This is a genomic window from Chryseobacterium angstadtii, from assembly GCF_001045465.1.
GTDB classification, from domain to species: domain Bacteria; phylum Bacteroidota; class Bacteroidia; order Flavobacteriales; family Weeksellaceae; genus Chryseobacterium; species Chryseobacterium angstadtii.
The window spans coordinates 214,687-232,322 of the sequence record NZ_LFND01000002.1 but is presented as its reverse complement, the minus strand read 5'-3'; the positions used below and the strand labels follow the sequence as shown (position 1 = coordinate 232,322).

Genomic DNA, 17,636 nt, shown 5'->3' with positions numbered 1-17,636 from the left:
AGTCTGTTTTTAGGTTAATGGATAATGGCTCTGGTAATCGTTGAAATGTCTCCCGTGGAAGCCGCAATCAGTACGACGGCCTGCCAGGAATTGTTTTTCGCAATTTCATAATTGATTTCTGCGCGGTTCAGCAGATACAATGCCTGCGTAAAATCCACAATAGTAGTCAATCCGTTTTCGTACAAAGCTTTCTGCTGGTGAAAAGCATCAGTGGCGGCTTCCATCTGTACTTTGGCTTCAGTTACTTTGGACAGTGCATTTTTGAATTTCGATTCTGCGAGACTCTGCTGATTGGTCAGTTCCTGATGAAGCAGCTGATGGTCATAATCCAAAGCTTTAGTCATCAGTTTCTGTTCATTAACCTTTGAGCTGTTTCTGTAAAAGTCTGTAAGATTCCAGCTTAAATTAAACCCGAAGATGTAATTCATCCGGTCTACACCGGCTCCTTTTAAATAAGACGAAGTGTAGGCCGAATTGTCCTGAACATAATTCCATCCAAAACCGGATCCCCGTCCCTGGAAAACTCCGAAGAGAGAAAGTGAAGGGAGTCTTGTGGTGGCCAGATGAGCTTCCTGAAATTTACTTTTATTAATTTTTTGGTTAATAAAAAGGATACTTGGGTGTTTCTCCAATGAAGAGGTTTCGGCCATCATTAAGGGCGTATTTTCACTGAAATAATGATCCAGTTGATAGCTGGTGAAGTTTTCAGCCAAAAGATCGGCGAGTTTTTTATTGTATTCCAGAACATGATCATTGGCATTGATAATGGCAGTCTGGGCATTAGACATTTCTGCTTTCGCCAGTGAAGCATCCACTTCGGGAATTAATCCGCTTTCGGCTCTTGCTTTTGCAATGGTGTAAATGACTTCTGAGCGTTTATGGTTTTCAAACTGTACATTTTCCAGTCGCTGACTTACCAGTAAATTAAAATATGCTCCGGCTGCTTTGATCTGATGCTGGAAAATCTCCTGATTGAGATCAGATTTCTGTACTTCAATATCGGAGGTTTCAATTTGTTCTTTGGTTTTAAGCCTTCCGAAAGAGTAGACGTTCCAGTTGATATTGGCGAGATATAAACTTCCGAATGCAGCATTCCAGTTTTGATCTGCAAGAGGCATTGAAGTGGAAGCTACTCCCAGTCCACCCTGGCTGTACATAGGGCCGTTTTGTGCGTTGATGGTTCCGAAACTTTGCTGGGCCATCAGGGTGACTTCCGGCAAATAATAGGTTTTCTGAAGATTCAGCCGTTCATGGGAAGCTTTGATATAGACTTCTTTTTTCTGGATAGACTGATAGTTTTTCCCGGCTCTCGTCAATACATCTTCCAGGCTGGTATGCTGCCCAAAGAAAATGGCGGGGCAGCCCAACAGTATGATGAGGGCATTATATTTTGAATTCATAAGATTGATTTAGAATGAATATTGAACATTAGGATCCCGGATTTGGGACGACAAGATTCAATGTTATTCTAAATTCTGTAAACGCAATGGAGAATGTATAGGGAAGGATAGTTTGAGCGATCTTCGGTGAAGTCGAAAAGGGTAGGTGGCTGTTCTGAATAAGTCCCTGAAATTTCAAATACGGTTCCTAAATTATGGTAAGGAATGGAAGCCGATAAAAACTTAACAGGCAGATTTTTGTGGGACGCCGTAAGATTATCTGCTCTGTAGACCTTTTTTACTTCTAATTTGCAGCATTTTCCGTGGTTTTTCTCTTTATTGGTACTGCATTTCGTGCAGTCCATATCGGAGAGATTTTTCAGTCCTACATGGATTTCACTTAAATTTCCTTTGCATATATGTTTACTTGTGGTAAATCCTGAAGAAATTACTACATAAAGAAGAAGGAAAAATAGGTGGAATACTCTTTTCATTTCGCGGGATAAAATTAGATCTAATCCTGATGGCACTGTTATAAAATTGTGGTAGATGTTTATACTTAAAGGGAATTTAAACTGAGCTCGGGATAGAAAGATTTCAAATCTCTAGGCTAAGGCTGAGGTTTAGAAAGATCAATGGTCAAAGGAAGATCAATAGTCAATTTTGCTACGCAAATGAATGGTGAATGGAAATTAAAGAATCAAGAATCAAGAATCAAGAGCCAAGATTTCAGATTTCAGACATCAGATTTTAGACAGAGGAAATTGCTTCTGGTGACTTCGGGAGCCCCAGCCACCAGATATGGGTCGGTCCATTCAATATTTCTGGATTTTTTGACATCAACTTTCTAACCTCGAATGCCGCGTAGCAAAACTCATAATTTATAACTCATCACTTCCCGAAACTCTCAAACCCTAAAACCCTCCCACGCTCAAACCCGAATCCCGTACCTCGTAACTTTTAATATCTCTCTTAATCTGAACTCAGTTTAAAAGCAGATAATTTCCTGCTTTATCACTGCTTTTTATAGGATTTTAGCTTGGTTTGGTGGCTTTTTTTAATTATATTTGTGAAAAACGCATCTTATGTTTGAATTTCTGCAAAATTTGGAGCCGCTGCATCAGGGCTTCTGGTATACGGCTATAGCAGCCAGCTTTATCTTTTTAATTCAAACGGTTCTTACTTTTATCGGAGGAGGTCATGGAGAGGTTGCGCACGCAGATTTTAGCGGAGACAGTCATGCGGACAGTCCGTTTCAGTTATTTTCTTTCAGAAATTTAATCAACTTTCTTTTAGGGTTTGGATGGAGTGGCGTTGCTTTTTATAATGCTATAGGAAGTAAAGCTTTACTGATCTTTATTGCAGTCCTTGTCGGGGCAGGATTTATATTCCTGTTCTTTATCCTTATTCTTCAGATTATGAAACTTACGGAAGACAATACGTTTAAACTTGAAAATCTGATCGGAAGGGCCGGAGAAGTCTATCTTACCATTCCTGAAAACATGAGCGGAAAAGGAAAAATTACGATTTCTTTAAACGGCACCAGCCACGAACTTCAGGCTATGACAGAAGAAAAAGAAAAAATTCAGTCAGGAGACTCGGTGAGAGTTGTTTATATTTATGACAAGATCCTTGTTGTATCAAAAATTTAAATCATTATAACCATTTTATAAAAACTATTTATGGCCATACCAGGAAGTCTTATTCTTATACTAGTTATTGTATTTGTACTATTCGTCACATTTTTAGCCCTTATTTCGAGGTATAAAAGATGTCCGTCGGATAAAATTTTAGTTATTTACGGAAAAACAGGAGGCAGCTCTGCGAAATGTATTCATGGGGGAGGTGCTTTTGTATGGCCCGTGATTCAGGATTTTGCCTATCTTGATTTGAAACCGATCTCTATTGAGGCTAATCTTACCAATGCGCTATCCAGACAGAACATTCGTGTAGACGTACCGTGTAGATTTACCATTGCTATTTCTACAGAACCGGATTCTATGGGGAATGCAGCAGAAAGATTATTAGGATTGTCACAGGAGCAGATTCAGGAGCTTTCCAAAGATATTCTTTTCGGACAGCTTCGTTTGGTGATTGCCACGATGACGATTGAAGAGATCAACTCTGACAGAGATAAGTTCCTGGATAATATTTCTAAAAACGTAGATACGGAATTGAAGAAAATCGGTTTAAAACTGATCAACGTAAACGTTACGGATATCCGGGATGAATCCGGATACATTGAAGCTTTGGGGAAAGAAGCGGCTGCAAAAGCGATTAACGAAGCCATCATCAGTGTTGCTGAACAAACGAAAATCGGGGAAACCGGAAAAGCAATTGCCGACAGGGAAAAAGATACTCAGATTGCCGAGACGCAAAGAGACAGAGATGTAAAGATTGCCATCACGCAAAAAGATAAAGAAATCAGTATTGCCGCTGCTATAAAAGATGAATCTATCGGTAAAGCAGAAGCTGAAAAAGAATCGAGAATTGCCACTTCTTTAGCGAACTCTATCGCGGTAAAAGGGGAAAACGAAGCAAAAATTACCATTGCGAACTCAGATGCCGAAAGAAGGGAAAAAGAAGCGGAAGCATTAAGAATCGCAACGGCTGCAGAAAAGGTACAGGCTGCAAAATCTCTTGAAGAATCTTATCTTGCTGAACAAAAAGCCGAAGCGGCAAGAGCAGAAAGAGAACGTTCTACACAACAGGCCAATATTGTAGTCCACGCAGAAATTGCAAAACAGAAAGCCATCATTGACGCCCAGGCCGAAGCTGAAAAAATCAGATTACAGGCAAAAGGAGAAGCAGATGCTATTTTCGCTAAAATGGAAGCCGAAGCGAAAGGTCTTTATGAGATTCTGACGAAGCAGGCTGAAGGTTATGACAAAGTAGTACAGGCTGCAGGAGGCGATACCAACAGCGCCTTCCAGTTATTGTTAATTGAAAAACTTCCTGAATTGGTTAAAACCCAGGTGGAAGCAGTTAAAAATATCAAGATCGATAAAGTAACCGTTTGGGATAGCGGAAATGGACAGGACGGAAATAGCTCTACGGCCAATTTCGTTTCAGGGATGATGAAAACCGTCCCTCCGCTGAACGATCTGTTTAATATGGCAGGTCTTAATTTACCCGATTATTTGAAAGGAAAACCGGATGAGGTGAAAAAAGAAATTATCACTGTTCCGGAAAAGAAAGAAAAAAAGAATTTTGATGATATGAATCCGGAACCATCGAAGGATAACTCTTCAAAAGAAGGATAAGAAAAATCCCTGAAAATTTTATTTTCAGGGATTTTTTATGGGTGGATTAAAATATTATCAAGAATCCGAGGTGTGATGGTTTCTGTACTTTCTGATTCCAATTGCTCTTTTAATAATAGACATTTGCAGAAAAATTTAGCATATTCTCTATCCACATGTTCACTGTTTATTATCTCGCGATATTTATTAGGGATTTTTTGTGGGTAATTTTCATTCATAGAATTTACAGCTCTGGTATCATAAATAAAAAATAAATCCGGAAGATGAAAGTGCAGATATTTAGATGAAAAAGATCTTTTATCAAGGTTAGTTATTTTCTTTAATATATTTTGTAATTCCTTATGCGTTGTAAGGATTTCCCATATATTATTTAATGATGAATTTTTTAGGATTTTTAGATTACTATCCAAATTTGAGTTTTTAAAAGCTGGTGCAACTTTAGTAATGTAAAAATTATCGTTGTTAATTTGATCAATTTTTATTTTTCTTCTTTCAATTGCAGCAGCATAGATTCTTCCTATAAATAATGTCTTTGTGATAATAACTTCCTCGTTTAAATGTTCAAAATGCTCTTTGCATAAGTTATAAAGAATTTCATTTCCAAAATCCCAGATAGTAGATTTTGCTCTTTCTATCTTTTCCATATCCATATTAATATATTTAAGTCCCGTTATGAATATACAAAAAAGCCCCGGAAAATCCGGGACCTTATCAACTGAACTATATTTTTAAGACATTTCTATTGTTAGAAAGGGCGAATGAAGAGGTAAGATTTTAGAGAGAAGAGATTACTGCTGGTGGCTTCGAGGGCCTCAGCCACCAGATATTGGTCGGTTCATTCAATATTTTTGGATTGATGTACTGACGCAACTTTCTAACCCCGCAACCCATATCCCGTATCTCGAAACCCGCATCCCGAAACTAAAAAACTCGTACCCCGCAACCTCGGGCTACTTCACAATCACTCTCTTCACATCTCCTTCAGATGTTTTCACAAGATAAACTCCTGTGGAAAGTTTTGAAGTGTCTATCGTTAAAGCATTTTTCTCTTTTCCGAGCATTTTCCCGGACATATCAAACAATTCATAATCCTGTGCTCTGTTGAAATACAGTGTATTCCCTTTCGTTACAGGATTTGGAAATACCGTGAATGTTGCCTTCTCAGTTTTTACTTCACCTGTCCCTAAAGTAATAGGAGTGGCCACCTCATAGGTTGATAATGTTCCGCTGATCTCATTGGCAACAATAATATAACCTTTTCCGGTGGTGGTATTCGTCGGAGCGATGTAGGTAATACCTTCAGGTCCATTATCGCCACCATAAGCAGATGTTGAGCGCGAATGCTTATAATCTGTGAATGTAGGATTGTTGGGATCAGAGATATTGTAAACCATTACCCCTCCGGTTCTTTCCAGAGTAATGAAAGCATATGTTTGCCCGCTGATAGTGGCCAAAGCAACTCCTTCCGGCTCCGGACCTTTCGCACGGCTTCTGTTTTTCGCTCCGTTGCTTTCATTGTCAGCATTGAAAATCAGGGGATGATTGGCTGCGATATACCTTTCGAAACGGTCTCCGCTGTCATAAACCAATTGTTTGGTATCAGCATTGAAAATAGAGAATGAACGTGCTCCTAAAGCGGTAATTTCTTCAAAGTCAGCATCTGCATCCGTATTTCCTGTTGCGCTGGAAACTCTGAATCTTCCCAGATTATGAGAGGCTTTTAAAACTGAGGCCTGAGGAAACAGGGCCGGATCCAGTGTATAAGTATTGGCTCCCACCGTTGTTCTTTCGCTGTATCCTGAAAGATCTTTTTCGTCACCTTCATTAGCGGTTACGATATAGTTGGTGTTTCCTATTTTGTAATTCTGAACCGCATCCGGAATATAATAAGCTTTTACAGGCCAGTTGGCGATTAAGATTTCACCATTGTTATCCGAAGCATCAAAACCGTTACCCGGAAGACTCATATCTTTTTTACCTAATCCCCAGATGCCGGAAATGGTTTTTGTGGCTAAATTAATTTCGGCGACTGCATTGTTTTCCTGAAGCGTTACCCAGGCTTTTTGGCTGTCTGCACTTACAGTAATATATTCAGGTTCTAAATCCTGCGAAAGCGTATTATTCGTTCTTATTTTTCTAAGTCCTGTCGCTGTTAAAGCGGCTACCTGAGAATCGAAACTGTTAAAATTCAGAGTGGTGACATTGCTCTGCGTAAGATTTCCGATCCCTCCTGAAATATCAATAATGCTGATGGTTCCTTCAGGATCTACGGTGTAGGCATCATTGGGTTCACCTTCGTTTGCTGTAATCACTTTCGTTCCGTCCGGAGTGAAAGCCACCATATCCGGAAGAGCTCCCACACTTACCTGTTTCAGGAAATTTCCGTTGATATCAAAAAACACAACAGAGCCATTTTGTTGAGGATCTGCATTCGGAGAAGCGGTTGCAATAATACCGTTTTTAACCGCAATGCTTGTAATTCCTCCGTATGGAGCCATATTGACTGTTCTAACGACCGACAGAGCCGTAGGATTAGTGAAATCAATAATATCAAAAACGTCTGTCAATGAGCTGATCGTGAATAGCTTTTGAGTAGCAGGATCATGAACTACAATTTCGGTAGAACTGTTATTGTTTCCTGAAGGATCAAAGCTGCCTACATAATTCAACTGAATCTGCCCGGAAGGAACCGGAGCAGGTTTGTCGTTATCCACAATATAAACAGTGGCCGTATTGTCTCCGGAAATGGTTGCTCCGGTTGGATTTTCAAGGCTCAGTACGAAATATTCTGCCTGCTGTTCTTCCAGTGTATCATCAATAATGGGAATATTGACGGTATAGCTTGTTGTGGATGGAGTAATATTGATGGTCTGATTGGCCAGTGTGAAATCATTATTATCCGCAGTACTGAACGGGGCAGGTTTTACGACAAGATTTACCGTTGCCGCCGAAGGATTGGTCACATTGATTTTGAAAGCCAGCGTCCCTGCATTTTCATTCACCTTAATGAAATTTTTATCCAGTGAAACTGTGGTTCCTGCGGTCGTGAAGCTGGTGGAAGTTACCGTCGTAATACCGTTATCGCTAAAGTCTTCAACTGTATTAGGTTTAAGAGCAAGATAATAAGTCTGTCCGGCAGTCAATGTGGCTGCAGGAATTACTGTGATTTTATTGTTGCTGAAAGTTGTTGTAAAGGGAACCTGAGTACCTGAAGCATTTCCCAAACGGAATTCTACCAGGTTTTGTGCATTAGAATCGGTGATCGCGGAATTGTCTGTAAGTCTTACATTTTCATTGAAGGAAATAGTTGGATTTACAGAGATGGAAGCATTATTTGTGTTGTTGGCGGGAAGGTAAGCTGCTGTGGGCGGAGTAGTGTCTGTTCCTCCGGAAGCAGTGGCATCCATGGTGAAATTGTCAAAACGGTTATTTCCTCCCGTTCCTCCTCCAGTTGCTGAGAACTCCACTTTTAATTTAAAATTAGGATTATTGGAAACACCTGAAACAGCGGAAAAATCGAAAGTGATCAGCTGAGGATTTGCATCCTGTGGGCTCACGGTCTGGTACGGCACAAAAGTGGTTCCGTTCGTTGAATAAGACCATGTCTGAGTTCCTGCACCCTGTCCGGATCTTCTGGTGGTAAACTTTACAATGGCATTTTGGTAACCGGTTGTAGGAAGGTTGAATTGTAATGCTCCTCCAATCGGATTGTTGAATCTTAAATGGGTTCCGGAAGGATCTCCATTTCTTGTATTGAAATTATCTACATTAAAATTTTGTCCGGTACCGCCTGCAAAATCTATTTCGCTGGTTCCTCCGGCTATGGCGGCAAGAGATCCTCCGACCAATGTGGAAGAAGGGGTTGTAATGGATGCTGCAGAAGTATTATTGTTAAAATTCCAGTAATGGATAAGCGTCTGTCCGAAAAGCCCGCCCTGAAGGAAGAATGCGGCAATGACAGATCCTTTTAATAGATAGTTGTTGGTCATTTTTTACGTGCATTAGATTTATGCAAAAATGAACTTTATACATCGCAAGTATTTTAATGGAATTTTAATAAATGTTTAATAAAAAGGTAACAGATGTTGTGGAAAGGTGGAAAATATGAATGGGGAATGAGTGAAAAGGTAAATGGCTAAGAAGGCTAAGAAAGCAAATTAGCGAAAAGAATAATACAAGTGGGTTGGTTAATATACAAATTAGTGTATTTACTTATTGGATTTTTTTAAGGCGAAAGGCAAAATAGCAGGGAAGGCGAAATTGCAAAAAGGATATTGCAGGTAAGCGGGTTAATTAGATGAATTAGCGAAATGGCAAAACAGCAAAAAGAATAGTACAAGCAAGTCGGTTAATAAGCTAATTAGCAAATCAGCGATTTTGCCTTTTTGCTTTCTTCGCTATTCACTATTCACTATTTACTCACTTTGCTTCCCGAAAAATTCAATGTTTTCTCTACCGCTGTTTTTCCTTCAAGTGGATGTTTCTGCATATAAAAATACCCTGAAACTGCAGTGAGAACCAGGAGTACAAAAATAACGAGAACGATTCTTTTTACCATATCTCTCATATTGCTAAATTTTTAATGTCCCTAATTTCTAAAACGGATGTAGGATAGCCTTTGTGCACCCCATTAATCATCGCTCTGCCCACTTCGTGTAAAGTTAATGATTTTGAAGGAAAAAAAACAGGAAAAAACCAAATAAATGGTTTAAAGAACCATTTTACATTGATCTGACCCTCAACCGGTTTCATGAATCCCGGACGGAAATTGAACGCATTTCTGAATCCTAATTTTTTCAAAGCGTTTTCCGTTCTGCCTTTTACCCTGGCCCACATCAGTTTTCCACTTTCTGTGCTGTCTGTAGAAGCCCCTGAAACGTAGTTGAAAACCATTTCCGGATTTTGTTTTAAAACCACTTGAGCAAAATGAAGGGTAGTATCATAAGTAATCCTGGTGTAATCTTCTTCATTCATGCCCACACTGCTGACTCCCGCACAGAAAAAGCACGCATCATAGCCTTTAAGATTTTCGTCATCCGGACTGATGGATAAAAAATCAGGAACGAGATATTCTTTGAGTTTCGGATGGGTTTTTCCTGAGGGCTTTCTGCTTACACTCAATATTTCAGACACATTCGGGTTTTCAAGGCATTCCATTAATACCCCTTCACCTACCATACCGGTTGCTCCTGTAAGAATTATTTTGATCGGATTCATTTTTTCTCTGTTGATATGATGTATGACGTATTAAGATTTAGTATTACTTTAAATTTACAGCAAAAATTTTACATTTCTGAAGAATAATATGAAATGATTGCATAATACAGTAAATAAAATAACATCTGTAATCTTATTATTATGGCAAACCAATTAAAAGAGAGTGATTTTTTATACAACAAAACCCGGTCAAAAGCTGGCCGGGTTTTATGATATAGCGTGTCGTAAATTTATTTTTTTTTGTGCAGGTTGCTGTAAATATTGTGAATCAGTCCGTCTGCAACAGAAATTTTAGGAACAAAAATCCTGTTGATATCAGACCAGGACATTACATTGTTGAAAATCCTCAAAGCATGAACCAGAACATCAGCTCTGTCTTCTCTGAGCGTATGTTTTGTCATTCTTTCCTCCACAGAAAGTGCATTAAATTCTTTATATACTTTTTTAAGATGAGCAAGGGTCATTGGTTTTCCGTCTTTAGTTTTACTCATAGAGAAAACCTTATTGATGTTTCCACCGGAACCAATCGCTACAATAGGTTTTTTACTGACGATATTGTGCTTGATCTCTTCCTTCATCTCCTGCCAGTTTTCTGGAGTCACCAGATTATTCAGAAGACGGATGGTTCCTATATTGAAGGATTTTTCATACACCATTTTTCCATTTTCATAAAAAGTAAGCTCTGTGGAACCTCCTCCCACATCAATGTACAGATAGGCGAATTCCTTATCAAGACCTTCTGCAACATGGTTTTCGTAGATTAATGTAGCTTCTTCGTCACCGGAAATAATTTCTATATTGATTCCTGAAGTTTCCTGAACTTTTTCTATGATTTCATTCCCGTTCGAGGCATCGCGCATAGCACTTGTGGCGCAGGCCCGGTAGTGGTCTACCTTATAGATCTTCATCAGGTCGCTGAAAATCTTCATGGAATCAATGACCATTTTTTCTCTTTCCTCACCAATCATTCCCATGGTGAAAACATCCATGCCCAGCCTCAGAGGGATTCTTAAAAGATTAAGTTTTATAAATTCTGGTTTTCTGTTGCTGATCTTTACTTCATTGATCAGAAGTCTGGCGGCGTTGCTTCCTATGTCTATCGCTGCGATCTTCATTTCTTGCTTGTTTTAGCTTTTAAATATTTATAGGTTTCTATTTGAGAACGGCATTCCTTTTTTTCGTTGCGGACATACTCGTTGCTCAATTTTTTGTCTAAAATACGAGCTTTTACGTTATCTCTCAACTGAATGTCGAGAATATCTTTTAATTCTTTCTTCAGTTCCTTATCGGTGATCTTTGCAGCTGCTTCAATTCTGTAGTCGAGATTACGGGTCATCCAGTCGGCAGAAGAGATGTACATATCTTCCGCACCTTTGTTGTAGAAGTACATTACCCTTGCATGTTCCAGATATTCATCTACAATGCTTATGGCTTTTATTTTTTCTTTAAACTCTTTCTGATTAACAGGACAGTAGATTCCTCTTACAATGGCTTTGGTAACCACTCCGGCGTTAGCGGCTTCGTACAGTTTTTCAATCAAAGCTCTATCACTCATAGAATTCACCTTGACAATAATCTCCGCTTTTCTTCCTGCTTTAGCTTCTTCAATTTCCTTATCAATATGGTGAACAATCTTTTCACGCATAAACTGCGGGCAGATCATTAAATTTTTACAGGTCTTCAAAATAGGCAGGAAATCATCTTTAGGCTTTTTCAGAACATTGAATACCTTATTGATATCTGCCATGATACCTCTGTCCGAAGTCATCAGCAAATGATCTCCATAGATTCTTGCTGTTTTTTCATTGAAGTTTCCGGTACTTACAAAACCATATTGAATAGTCTTGTTGTGTGATCTTTTCTTGATTACACAAAGTTTAGCATGTACTTTTTTATTCGGAAGACCAATGAGCACAGTGATGCCTTCAGGTTCAAGCATTTCTTTCCAATTGAGGTTGGATTCTTCGTCAAATCTGGCCTGAAGTTCCAGCATAACAGTTACTTCCTTACCATTTCTGGCGGCATAGATCAGTGCGTTGCTTATTTTTGAACTGCTGGCAAGGCGGTAAGCGGTGATCTGTATAGACTTTACATCCGGGTCCATGGCGGCTTCACGCAGAAGGTCAATCACCGGATTGTATTTATGATAAGGGAAGGTTAGAAGAACATCTTCCTTTAAAATAACATCCGTTACCCTCTCTCCGTTTTCAAAAGCCTGATGCGTGAAAGAAGTTCTTTCCACAGGTCTTTCGTAGGCCTCAAAAACATCAGGGAAATCCATAAAATGTTTAAAATTGTGAATTTTCCCACCGGGAATAATGCTGTCTTTTTTCGTTAAATTTAATTTTCGGATCAGGAGTTCAAGCAGAGCCTTATCCATATCTTTATCAAAAACAAAACGGGTAGGTTTTCCTTTTCTTCTGTTTTTAAGTCCCTTTTCTATCTTTTCTGCGAAATTGGTGCGGATATCATTATCCAGCTCCAGTTCGGCATCTTTGGTTACTTTAAAGGCATTGGCTGCAAATTCGTCATAACCGAAATAAGAGAAAATATGCGGAAGGTTGAAAGTAATGACATCTTCCAGCAGCATCACATTTTTTTCTTCCGGATCTTCCGTTGGCAGCAGGACAAACCTTCCTACAAAACGGGACGGAATTTCAATAATCGCATAATTACTGGAATACTGCCAGTCTTTTTTTCTCATGGCCACCCCAAGATACAGACTCTTGTCTCTCAGATAAGGCATAGGCGTATTTTCGTGAAGAAGGATGGGAATCACATTAGATTCCACCACTTCATCAAAGTATTGTCTTACAAATTCTTTCTGTTTGGCGGTGAGATTTTTAGAAGTTTTGATAGAAACCTTGTGGGTTGCCATTTCAGTCTGAATGTGCTTCCAGGTTTTATCAAAATTTTGCTGCTGCCTGATTACTATTTCATTGATCCGCTGAAGGATTTTTGACGGCGGCTGATAAAAAGACTCGGCAATTACTTTTTCTTTAAAATCCATAGCACGCTTTAATCCGGCTACACGTACTCTGAAAAATTCATCTAAATTGTTGGAGAAAATTCCCAGGAAACGTATTCTTAAATGTAAAGGGACATTTTCGTCCATAGCTTCCTGCAGAACTCTTTCATTGAAAGCAAGCCATGTGATATCTCGCGGATTAAAGTGTATTGACATTCTAAAGTGTATATTTTATCAAAAATAGGCATTCGTAAAGTTTAATTTAACTTTCTAAAGTTAAACTTTGATTAATTTTATCTGATAATGAGCTTGAGCTATACTTAATTTACAGCTTTCAGTTCAATAATGCTGCTTTTTAAGCTTCCTTTTAAAAACCATTGGAGCCCTACTTTCATTAGAAAATCTCCTGAGAATATTTTTTTGTTTTGAGGGAGTTGAGGATGGTCTTCATCTTCAAGATTGAGTTCTCTGAGCTGGTATTTTTTATCAGGATCAAGTCCCCTGCAGTATATCGGAGTAAAATGATCCCCTAATTGAGTTTGAAGATTATAAGTATATAGCAATGCTTTGTTTTTGGATTGATCAATCAGCATCCATGCTGCATAATGGTTGTTGTAAGGAGCTATTAGCCGGTACATTTCACCTATATTGATAACTTCTTGGAAATTCTTATAATTGTTCAGTGCATTTTGGGACAGTTTGAGTTCCTGGCTGCTCATTTCATTTACCCTAATATCAAATCCGAGTTTGCCACTCATGGCAACATCCAGTTTAAATTTCAGAGATTGTTTTCCCCAGTTAGTTACATGGGCACACTGGATTCCCATAGGAAAAAAATAAGAGTATCCGTATTGAATGAATATTCGCTGTAAAGGATCAGTATTATCACTAGGCCAGAATTCGTTGCTGTATTTTAAGCCTCCATATTCAGCCCTACCGCCACCGCCGCTACACCACATTAGCTCCACATCCGGGTATTTCTGGCGAATGCGTTGCAACACTTTATAAAGACCTAAAGTGTAATCAATAAACAGGTTGTTTTGATTGTTTTTCAGGTAATTGGAAAAGCTATTGGTCATATACCGGTTACAGTCCCATTTTATATAAGCAATATCGGTATTCTCCTGAAGAATATTGTCTACAACTTTGAAAACATGCTCCTGAACTTTAGGATTTGTAAGATCTAGTACTAACTGGGATCTGCGTAGGTCTTCCGATCTGTTGGACAATTTTAAGATCCACTCAGGATGTTTTTCATACAATTCACTTTTGGGATTCACCATTTCCGGTTCTACCCATATGCCCAACTTTACATTATTCTTTTTAGCTTCATTTACCAGAAATGGCAGACCATTGGGCAGTTTTTTACGATCAACTTCCCAGTCTCCCAATCCGGCATTGTCATTATTTCTTGGATATTTATTTCCAAACCAGCCATCATCCAAAAGGAAAACGTTTACCCCTAAATTTTGTGCTTCATTCAGCAAACCGGAGAGCTTTTGCTCATCAAAATTAAAATAAGTTGATTCCCAATTGTTTAAAAGAGTTGATTTATTTTCTTTTCCTTTATAAATTCCATAGTTGACAGCCCATTGATGAAGGTTTCGGGAAGCCTGCCCTTTTCCGGTATAAGAATAAGTGTAAATAAAAGAAGGGGTTGTAAAAAGAGTATCGGGAGGTAAAGTATAATCGGACGCATAATTGTTAATACCTGGTAAAATCTGCAAGAGATGTCCAACATCTTCACTATAACGAATATTTTCAAAAGCTAATTTGAAATTACCGCTCCATGCCAGTGTTCCCGCCAATACTTTTCCATCCTCTTCATTGGCCGGAGTATTTATTGAAAGCATGAAAGAAGGCAGATCAAAGTTGGTTGCCCGTGTTCCTAATTTAGATTCTATATTATAAATGCCTTCCGGAAGAAGACTTTCCTGCATACGCATTTCATTTGCCCAGTCTCCAAAAAAGTGAGTGAGATAATAGTTTTGTTCTTGCAGCTGAAGAAATGCAGTAGAATAATATTTTAATAGGACAGGTTTCTTTTCTTGATGTTTTATTTCAATCCACTGTTCAATAACATTTTCATTCCTATATGCTTTAAAATGTAATGATACAAAAAACGGATATTGAGGATCCTTGAGTTGGATTTCAGTAGATTGTATATTTCCTTTTACCTCTGTGTGATGATTAAAGTATTGAAGTTCTAATGACGGGTTGTTGTCAGCATGAACGACTCCCAGCGAAGGCTCGCGAACAGGGGCGGTTCCTTGTGTGATGAGCGCAGGAAAGGAAGGGGAATTGATGAGTAAATAATCCGGAATTGTTTTTAAAGCTTGTCCAAAGTATAATTGGGTCAGCTGGTTTTTAGTATTTATTGTGTATGCAAGTGTAGTGTTTTCTGTAGAAATTATTATAACAGGATCTTTTTTTTGCGCTTGTAATGTTCCAAAACAGAGGGAGACATAACACATAATAAGTAAGCCAACTTTTTTCATGTGATGTGTGTAATTTTTTATAAAAATATAAAAAATATTAAGAGTGTTCTGCATAATAATTTATGAGGCAAAACTGTCCGTTGGTAGCATATTTTTCCATATAGCTGATAGTATTCCCAATGATAATTAAATTATATCTTCATTCTCTGTCATCAATATCTAATGCTTTTTTTAAATGGTTCTACACCTGCTCTGTTTTTTTAATTTATAGTAGTTTTTCCTGAAAATATTTCCAGATTAATTTACAGAAAGTTTGATCAAGACGAGGTTTTTATTTTTATTGTGTCATTTTGTCATAATTTTTTGAATGGTACAGATATTGAGAAATTGAGAGTGTAAATTAACCTATAAAAATTAGAAAAAATATAAATATTATGAGTAAAATAATTGGAATTGACTTAGGAACAACCAACTCTTGTGTTGCTGTAATGGAGGGAAAAGACCCTGTTGTTATCCCGAACGCGGAAGGTAAAAGAACAACTCCGTCTATTGTAGCATTTACTGAAGATGGTGAAAGAAAAGTAGGGGATCCTGCAAAAAGACAGGCTGTAACGAATCCAAAGAAAACTGTATACTCTATCAAAAGATTTATCGGGACTCATTTTAAGGAAGATGCTAAAGAAATCTCAAGAGTGCCTTATGAAGTAGTAGCAGGACCAAATGATACCGTAAAAGTAAAAATCGACGACAGAGAATATACACCACAGGAAATTTCTGCAATGACGCTTCAGAAAATGAAGAAAACTGCTGAAGATTATCTTGGACAGGAAGTAACAAGAGCAGTAATCACTGTTCCGGCTTACTTTAACGATGCTCAGAGACAGGCTACAAAAGAAGCCGGAGAAATTGCTGGTCTTAAAGTCGAAAGAATCATCAATGAGCCTACAGCTGCAGCATTAGCGTACGGTTTAGATAAAAACCATAAAGATCAGAAAATCGCAGTATATGACCTTGGAGGGGGTACTTTCGATATCTCTATCCTTGATTTAGGAGACGGTGTATTCGAAGTATTGTCTACAAATGGAGATACTCACTTAGGAGGTGATGACTTTGATGATGTGATCATCAACTGGATGGCTGACGAATTCAAAGCTGAAGAAGGGGTAGATTTAAAATCTGACGCTATTGCACTTCAAAGATTGAAAGAAGCTGCTGAAAAAGCGAAAATTGAATTATCTTCTTCTCCTCAGACTGAGATCAACCTACCATATATTACAGCTACAGCTACAGGTCCTAAACACTTAGTGAAGAGTTTAACTAAAGCGAAATTCGAGCAGTTAGCTTCTGACTTGGTAAGAAGATCTATGGAGCCTGTTGCAAAAGCATTGAAAGATGCAGGTCTGTCAACTTCTGAAATTGACGAAGTAATCTTAGTAGGTGGTTCTACAAGAATCCCGATTATCCAGGAAGAAGTAGAAAAATTCTTCGGGAAAAAACCTTCAAAAGGAGTGAACCCGGATGAGGTGGTAGCTATTGGTGCTGCTATTCAAGGAGGAGTATTAACAGGAGACGTAAAAGATGTATTACTTCTTGACGTTACCCCTCTTTCTTTAGGTATCGAGACTATGGGATCTGTATTCACTAAATTAATTGAAGCGAACACTACGATCCCAACCAAAAAATCTGAAGTATTCTCTACAGCTTCTGACAACCAGCCGGCAGTAAGCATCAGAGTAGGACAGGGTGAAAGACCAATGTTCAACGATAATAAGGAAATCGGAAGATTTGATCTTTCTGATATTCCACCGGCACCAAGAGGAGTTCCTCAGATTGAAGTAACTTTCGATATTGATGCGAACGGTATCCTGAACGTTTCTGCTAAAGATAAAGGAACAGGAAAAGAGCAAACCATCAAGATTCAGGCTTCTTCAGGTCTTTCTGACGAAGAAATCGAAAGAATGAAGAAAGAAGCTCAGGAAAACTCTGCAGCTGATGCGAAGAGAAAAGAAGAAGTTGAAATCTTCAACAAAGCAGACGGATTGATCTTCCAGACTGAAAAGCAGTTAAAAGAATTCGGTGAAAAACTTTCAGCTGACAAAAAAGCAGCTATCGAAGCAGCTCACGGAGAATTAAAGACAGCTTTCGAAGCTAAAAATGCAGACGATGTAAAAGCTAAAACTGAAGCTTTAGACGCAGCATGGATGGCCGCTTCAGAAGAACTGTATGCAGCAGGACAGCAGGCAGAAGCCGGAGCAGGGGCTCAAAACCCTGGAGGTAATGCAGGTGCAGCTGATGATGTACAGGATGCAGACTTCGAAGAAGTAAAATAAGTAATCACGGTAAGCAGAACGCTTACATTACATATAAAACC

At 38.6% G+C, this 17,636-nt stretch carries 12 protein-coding genes; 3 read left to right on the top strand and 9 right to left on the bottom strand.

Features of this window, described 5'->3' with window-relative positions:
- Window positions 1-14 precede the first annotated feature (14 nt).
- Entirely contained in the window at window positions 15-1,400 is a 1,386-nt protein-coding gene (locus tag ACM46_RS06335) for a TolC family protein (RefSeq protein WP_048505798.1), read from the bottom strand.
- A 68-nt stretch (window positions 1,401-1,468) separates the two neighbouring features.
- On the bottom strand, window positions 1,469-1,873 hold the full coding sequence (locus ACM46_RS06330) for an HYC_CC_PP family protein (protein WP_048505797.1): 405 nt from the start codon (window positions 1,871-1,873) through the stop codon (window positions 1,469-1,471).
- 591 nt (window positions 1,874-2,464) lie between these two features.
- Between ACM46_RS06330 and ACM46_RS06325 the strand changes: the two genes are divergently transcribed.
- Both ACM46_RS06325 and ACM46_RS06320 read left to right on the top strand, forming a co-directional pair.
- Window positions 2,465-3,031, top strand: coding sequence for an NfeD family protein (locus ACM46_RS06325; RefSeq protein WP_048505796.1), 567 nt, complete (start codon window positions 2,465-2,467; stop codon window positions 3,029-3,031).
- 30 nt (window positions 3,032-3,061) lie between these two features.
- Window positions 3,062-4,642 carry a flotillin family protein gene (locus ACM46_RS06320; protein ID WP_048505795.1) on the top strand — a complete coding sequence of 527 codons (1,581 nt, stop codon included), beginning with the start codon at window positions 3,062-3,064 and terminating at the stop codon, window positions 4,640-4,642.
- Window positions 4,643-4,677: 35 nt separating this feature from the next.
- Here ACM46_RS06320 and ACM46_RS06315 read toward each other — a convergent pair whose 3' ends face one another.
- The 7 genes from ACM46_RS06315 to ACM46_RS06290 all read right to left on the bottom strand — a co-directional run bounded on the left by ACM46_RS06315 (window position 4,678) and on the right by ACM46_RS06290 (window position 15,325).
- Window positions 4,678-5,286, bottom strand: coding sequence for a hypothetical protein (locus ACM46_RS06315; protein ID WP_131707548.1), 609 nt, complete (start codon window positions 5,284-5,286; stop codon window positions 4,678-4,680).
- A gap of 306 nt (window positions 5,287-5,592) precedes the next feature.
- A complete protein-coding gene (locus ACM46_RS06310) occupies window positions 5,593-8,631 on the bottom strand; it encodes a choice-of-anchor I family protein (RefSeq protein ID WP_048505793.1) in 3,039 nt (1,012 codons plus the stop codon).
- A gap of 422 nt (window positions 8,632-9,053) precedes the next feature.
- Window positions 9,054-9,209, bottom strand: coding sequence for a hypothetical protein (locus ACM46_RS23315; RefSeq protein ID WP_157859430.1), 156 nt, complete (start codon window positions 9,207-9,209; stop codon window positions 9,054-9,056).
- Window positions 9,206-9,859 (bottom strand): NAD-dependent epimerase/dehydratase family protein, encoded by a 654-nt coding sequence (locus ACM46_RS06305; RefSeq protein WP_048505792.1) that lies wholly within the window; start codon window positions 9,857-9,859, stop codon window positions 9,206-9,208. The genes ACM46_RS23315 and ACM46_RS06305 overlap by 4 nt, the downstream gene beginning before the upstream one ends.
- Before the next feature lie 230 nt (window positions 9,860-10,089).
- Window positions 10,090-10,974 (bottom strand): Ppx/GppA phosphatase family protein, encoded by an 885-nt coding sequence (locus tag ACM46_RS06300; protein ID WP_048505791.1) that lies wholly within the window; start codon window positions 10,972-10,974, stop codon window positions 10,090-10,092.
- Window positions 10,971-13,043: a polyphosphate kinase 1 gene (gene ppk1, locus ACM46_RS06295; protein ID WP_048505790.1), complete on the bottom strand. Its 2,073-nt coding sequence runs from the start codon at window positions 13,041-13,043 to the stop codon at window positions 10,971-10,973. Before ppk1 ends, ACM46_RS06300 begins: the two co-directional genes overlap by 4 nt.
- 104 nt (window positions 13,044-13,147) lie before the next feature.
- Window positions 13,148-15,325, bottom strand: coding sequence for an alpha-galactosidase (locus ACM46_RS06290; RefSeq protein ID WP_173426473.1), 2,178 nt, complete (start codon window positions 15,323-15,325; stop codon window positions 13,148-13,150).
- A gap of 374 nt (window positions 15,326-15,699) precedes the next feature.
- Between ACM46_RS06290 and dnaK the strand changes: the two genes are divergently transcribed.
- A complete protein-coding gene (dnaK, locus tag ACM46_RS06285; protein ID WP_048505789.1) occupies window positions 15,700-17,595 on the top strand; it encodes a molecular chaperone DnaK in 1,896 nt (631 codons plus the stop codon).
- Window positions 17,596-17,636: the final 41 nt, after the last annotated feature.

Bases quoted from the DNA above. Each gene is read 5' to 3' on its own strand.
- ACM46_RS06315 (WP_131707548.1), bottom strand. From the start codon at position 5,286: ATGGAAAAGATAGAAAGAGCAAAATCTACTATCTGGGATTTTGGAAAT.
- ppk1 (WP_048505790.1), bottom strand. From the start codon at position 13,043: ATGTCAATACACTTTAATCCGCGAGATATCACATGGCTTGCTTTCAAT.
- ACM46_RS06320 (WP_048505795.1), top strand. From the start codon at position 3,062: ATGGCCATACCAGGAAGTCTTATTCTTATACTAGTTATTGTATTTGTA.
- ACM46_RS06335 (WP_048505798.1), bottom strand. From the start codon at position 1,400: ATGAATTCAAAATATAATGCCCTCATCATACTGTTGGGCTGCCCCGCC.
- ACM46_RS06325 (WP_048505796.1), top strand. From the start codon at position 2,465: ATGTTTGAATTTCTGCAAAATTTGGAGCCGCTGCATCAGGGCTTCTGG.
- ACM46_RS06310 (WP_048505793.1), bottom strand. From the start codon at position 8,631: ATGACCAACAACTATCTATTAAAAGGATCTGTCATTGCCGCATTCTTC.
- ACM46_RS06300 (WP_048505791.1), bottom strand. From the start codon at position 10,974: ATGAAGATCGCAGCGATAGACATAGGAAGCAACGCCGCCAGACTTCTG.
- ACM46_RS06330 (WP_048505797.1), bottom strand. From the start codon at position 1,873: ATGAAAAGAGTATTCCACCTATTTTTCCTTCTTCTTTATGTAGTAATT.
- ACM46_RS06305 (WP_048505792.1), bottom strand. From the start codon at position 9,859: ATGAATCCGATCAAAATAATTCTTACAGGAGCAACCGGTATGGTAGGT.
- ACM46_RS06290 (WP_173426473.1), bottom strand. From the start codon at position 15,325: ATGAAAAAAGTTGGCTTACTTATTATGTGTTATGTCTCCCTCTGTTTT.
- ACM46_RS23315 (WP_157859430.1), bottom strand. From the start codon at position 9,209: ATGAGAGATATGGTAAAAAGAATCGTTCTCGTTATTTTTGTACTCCTG.
- dnaK (WP_048505789.1), top strand. From the start codon at position 15,700: ATGAGTAAAATAATTGGAATTGACTTAGGAACAACCAACTCTTGTGTT.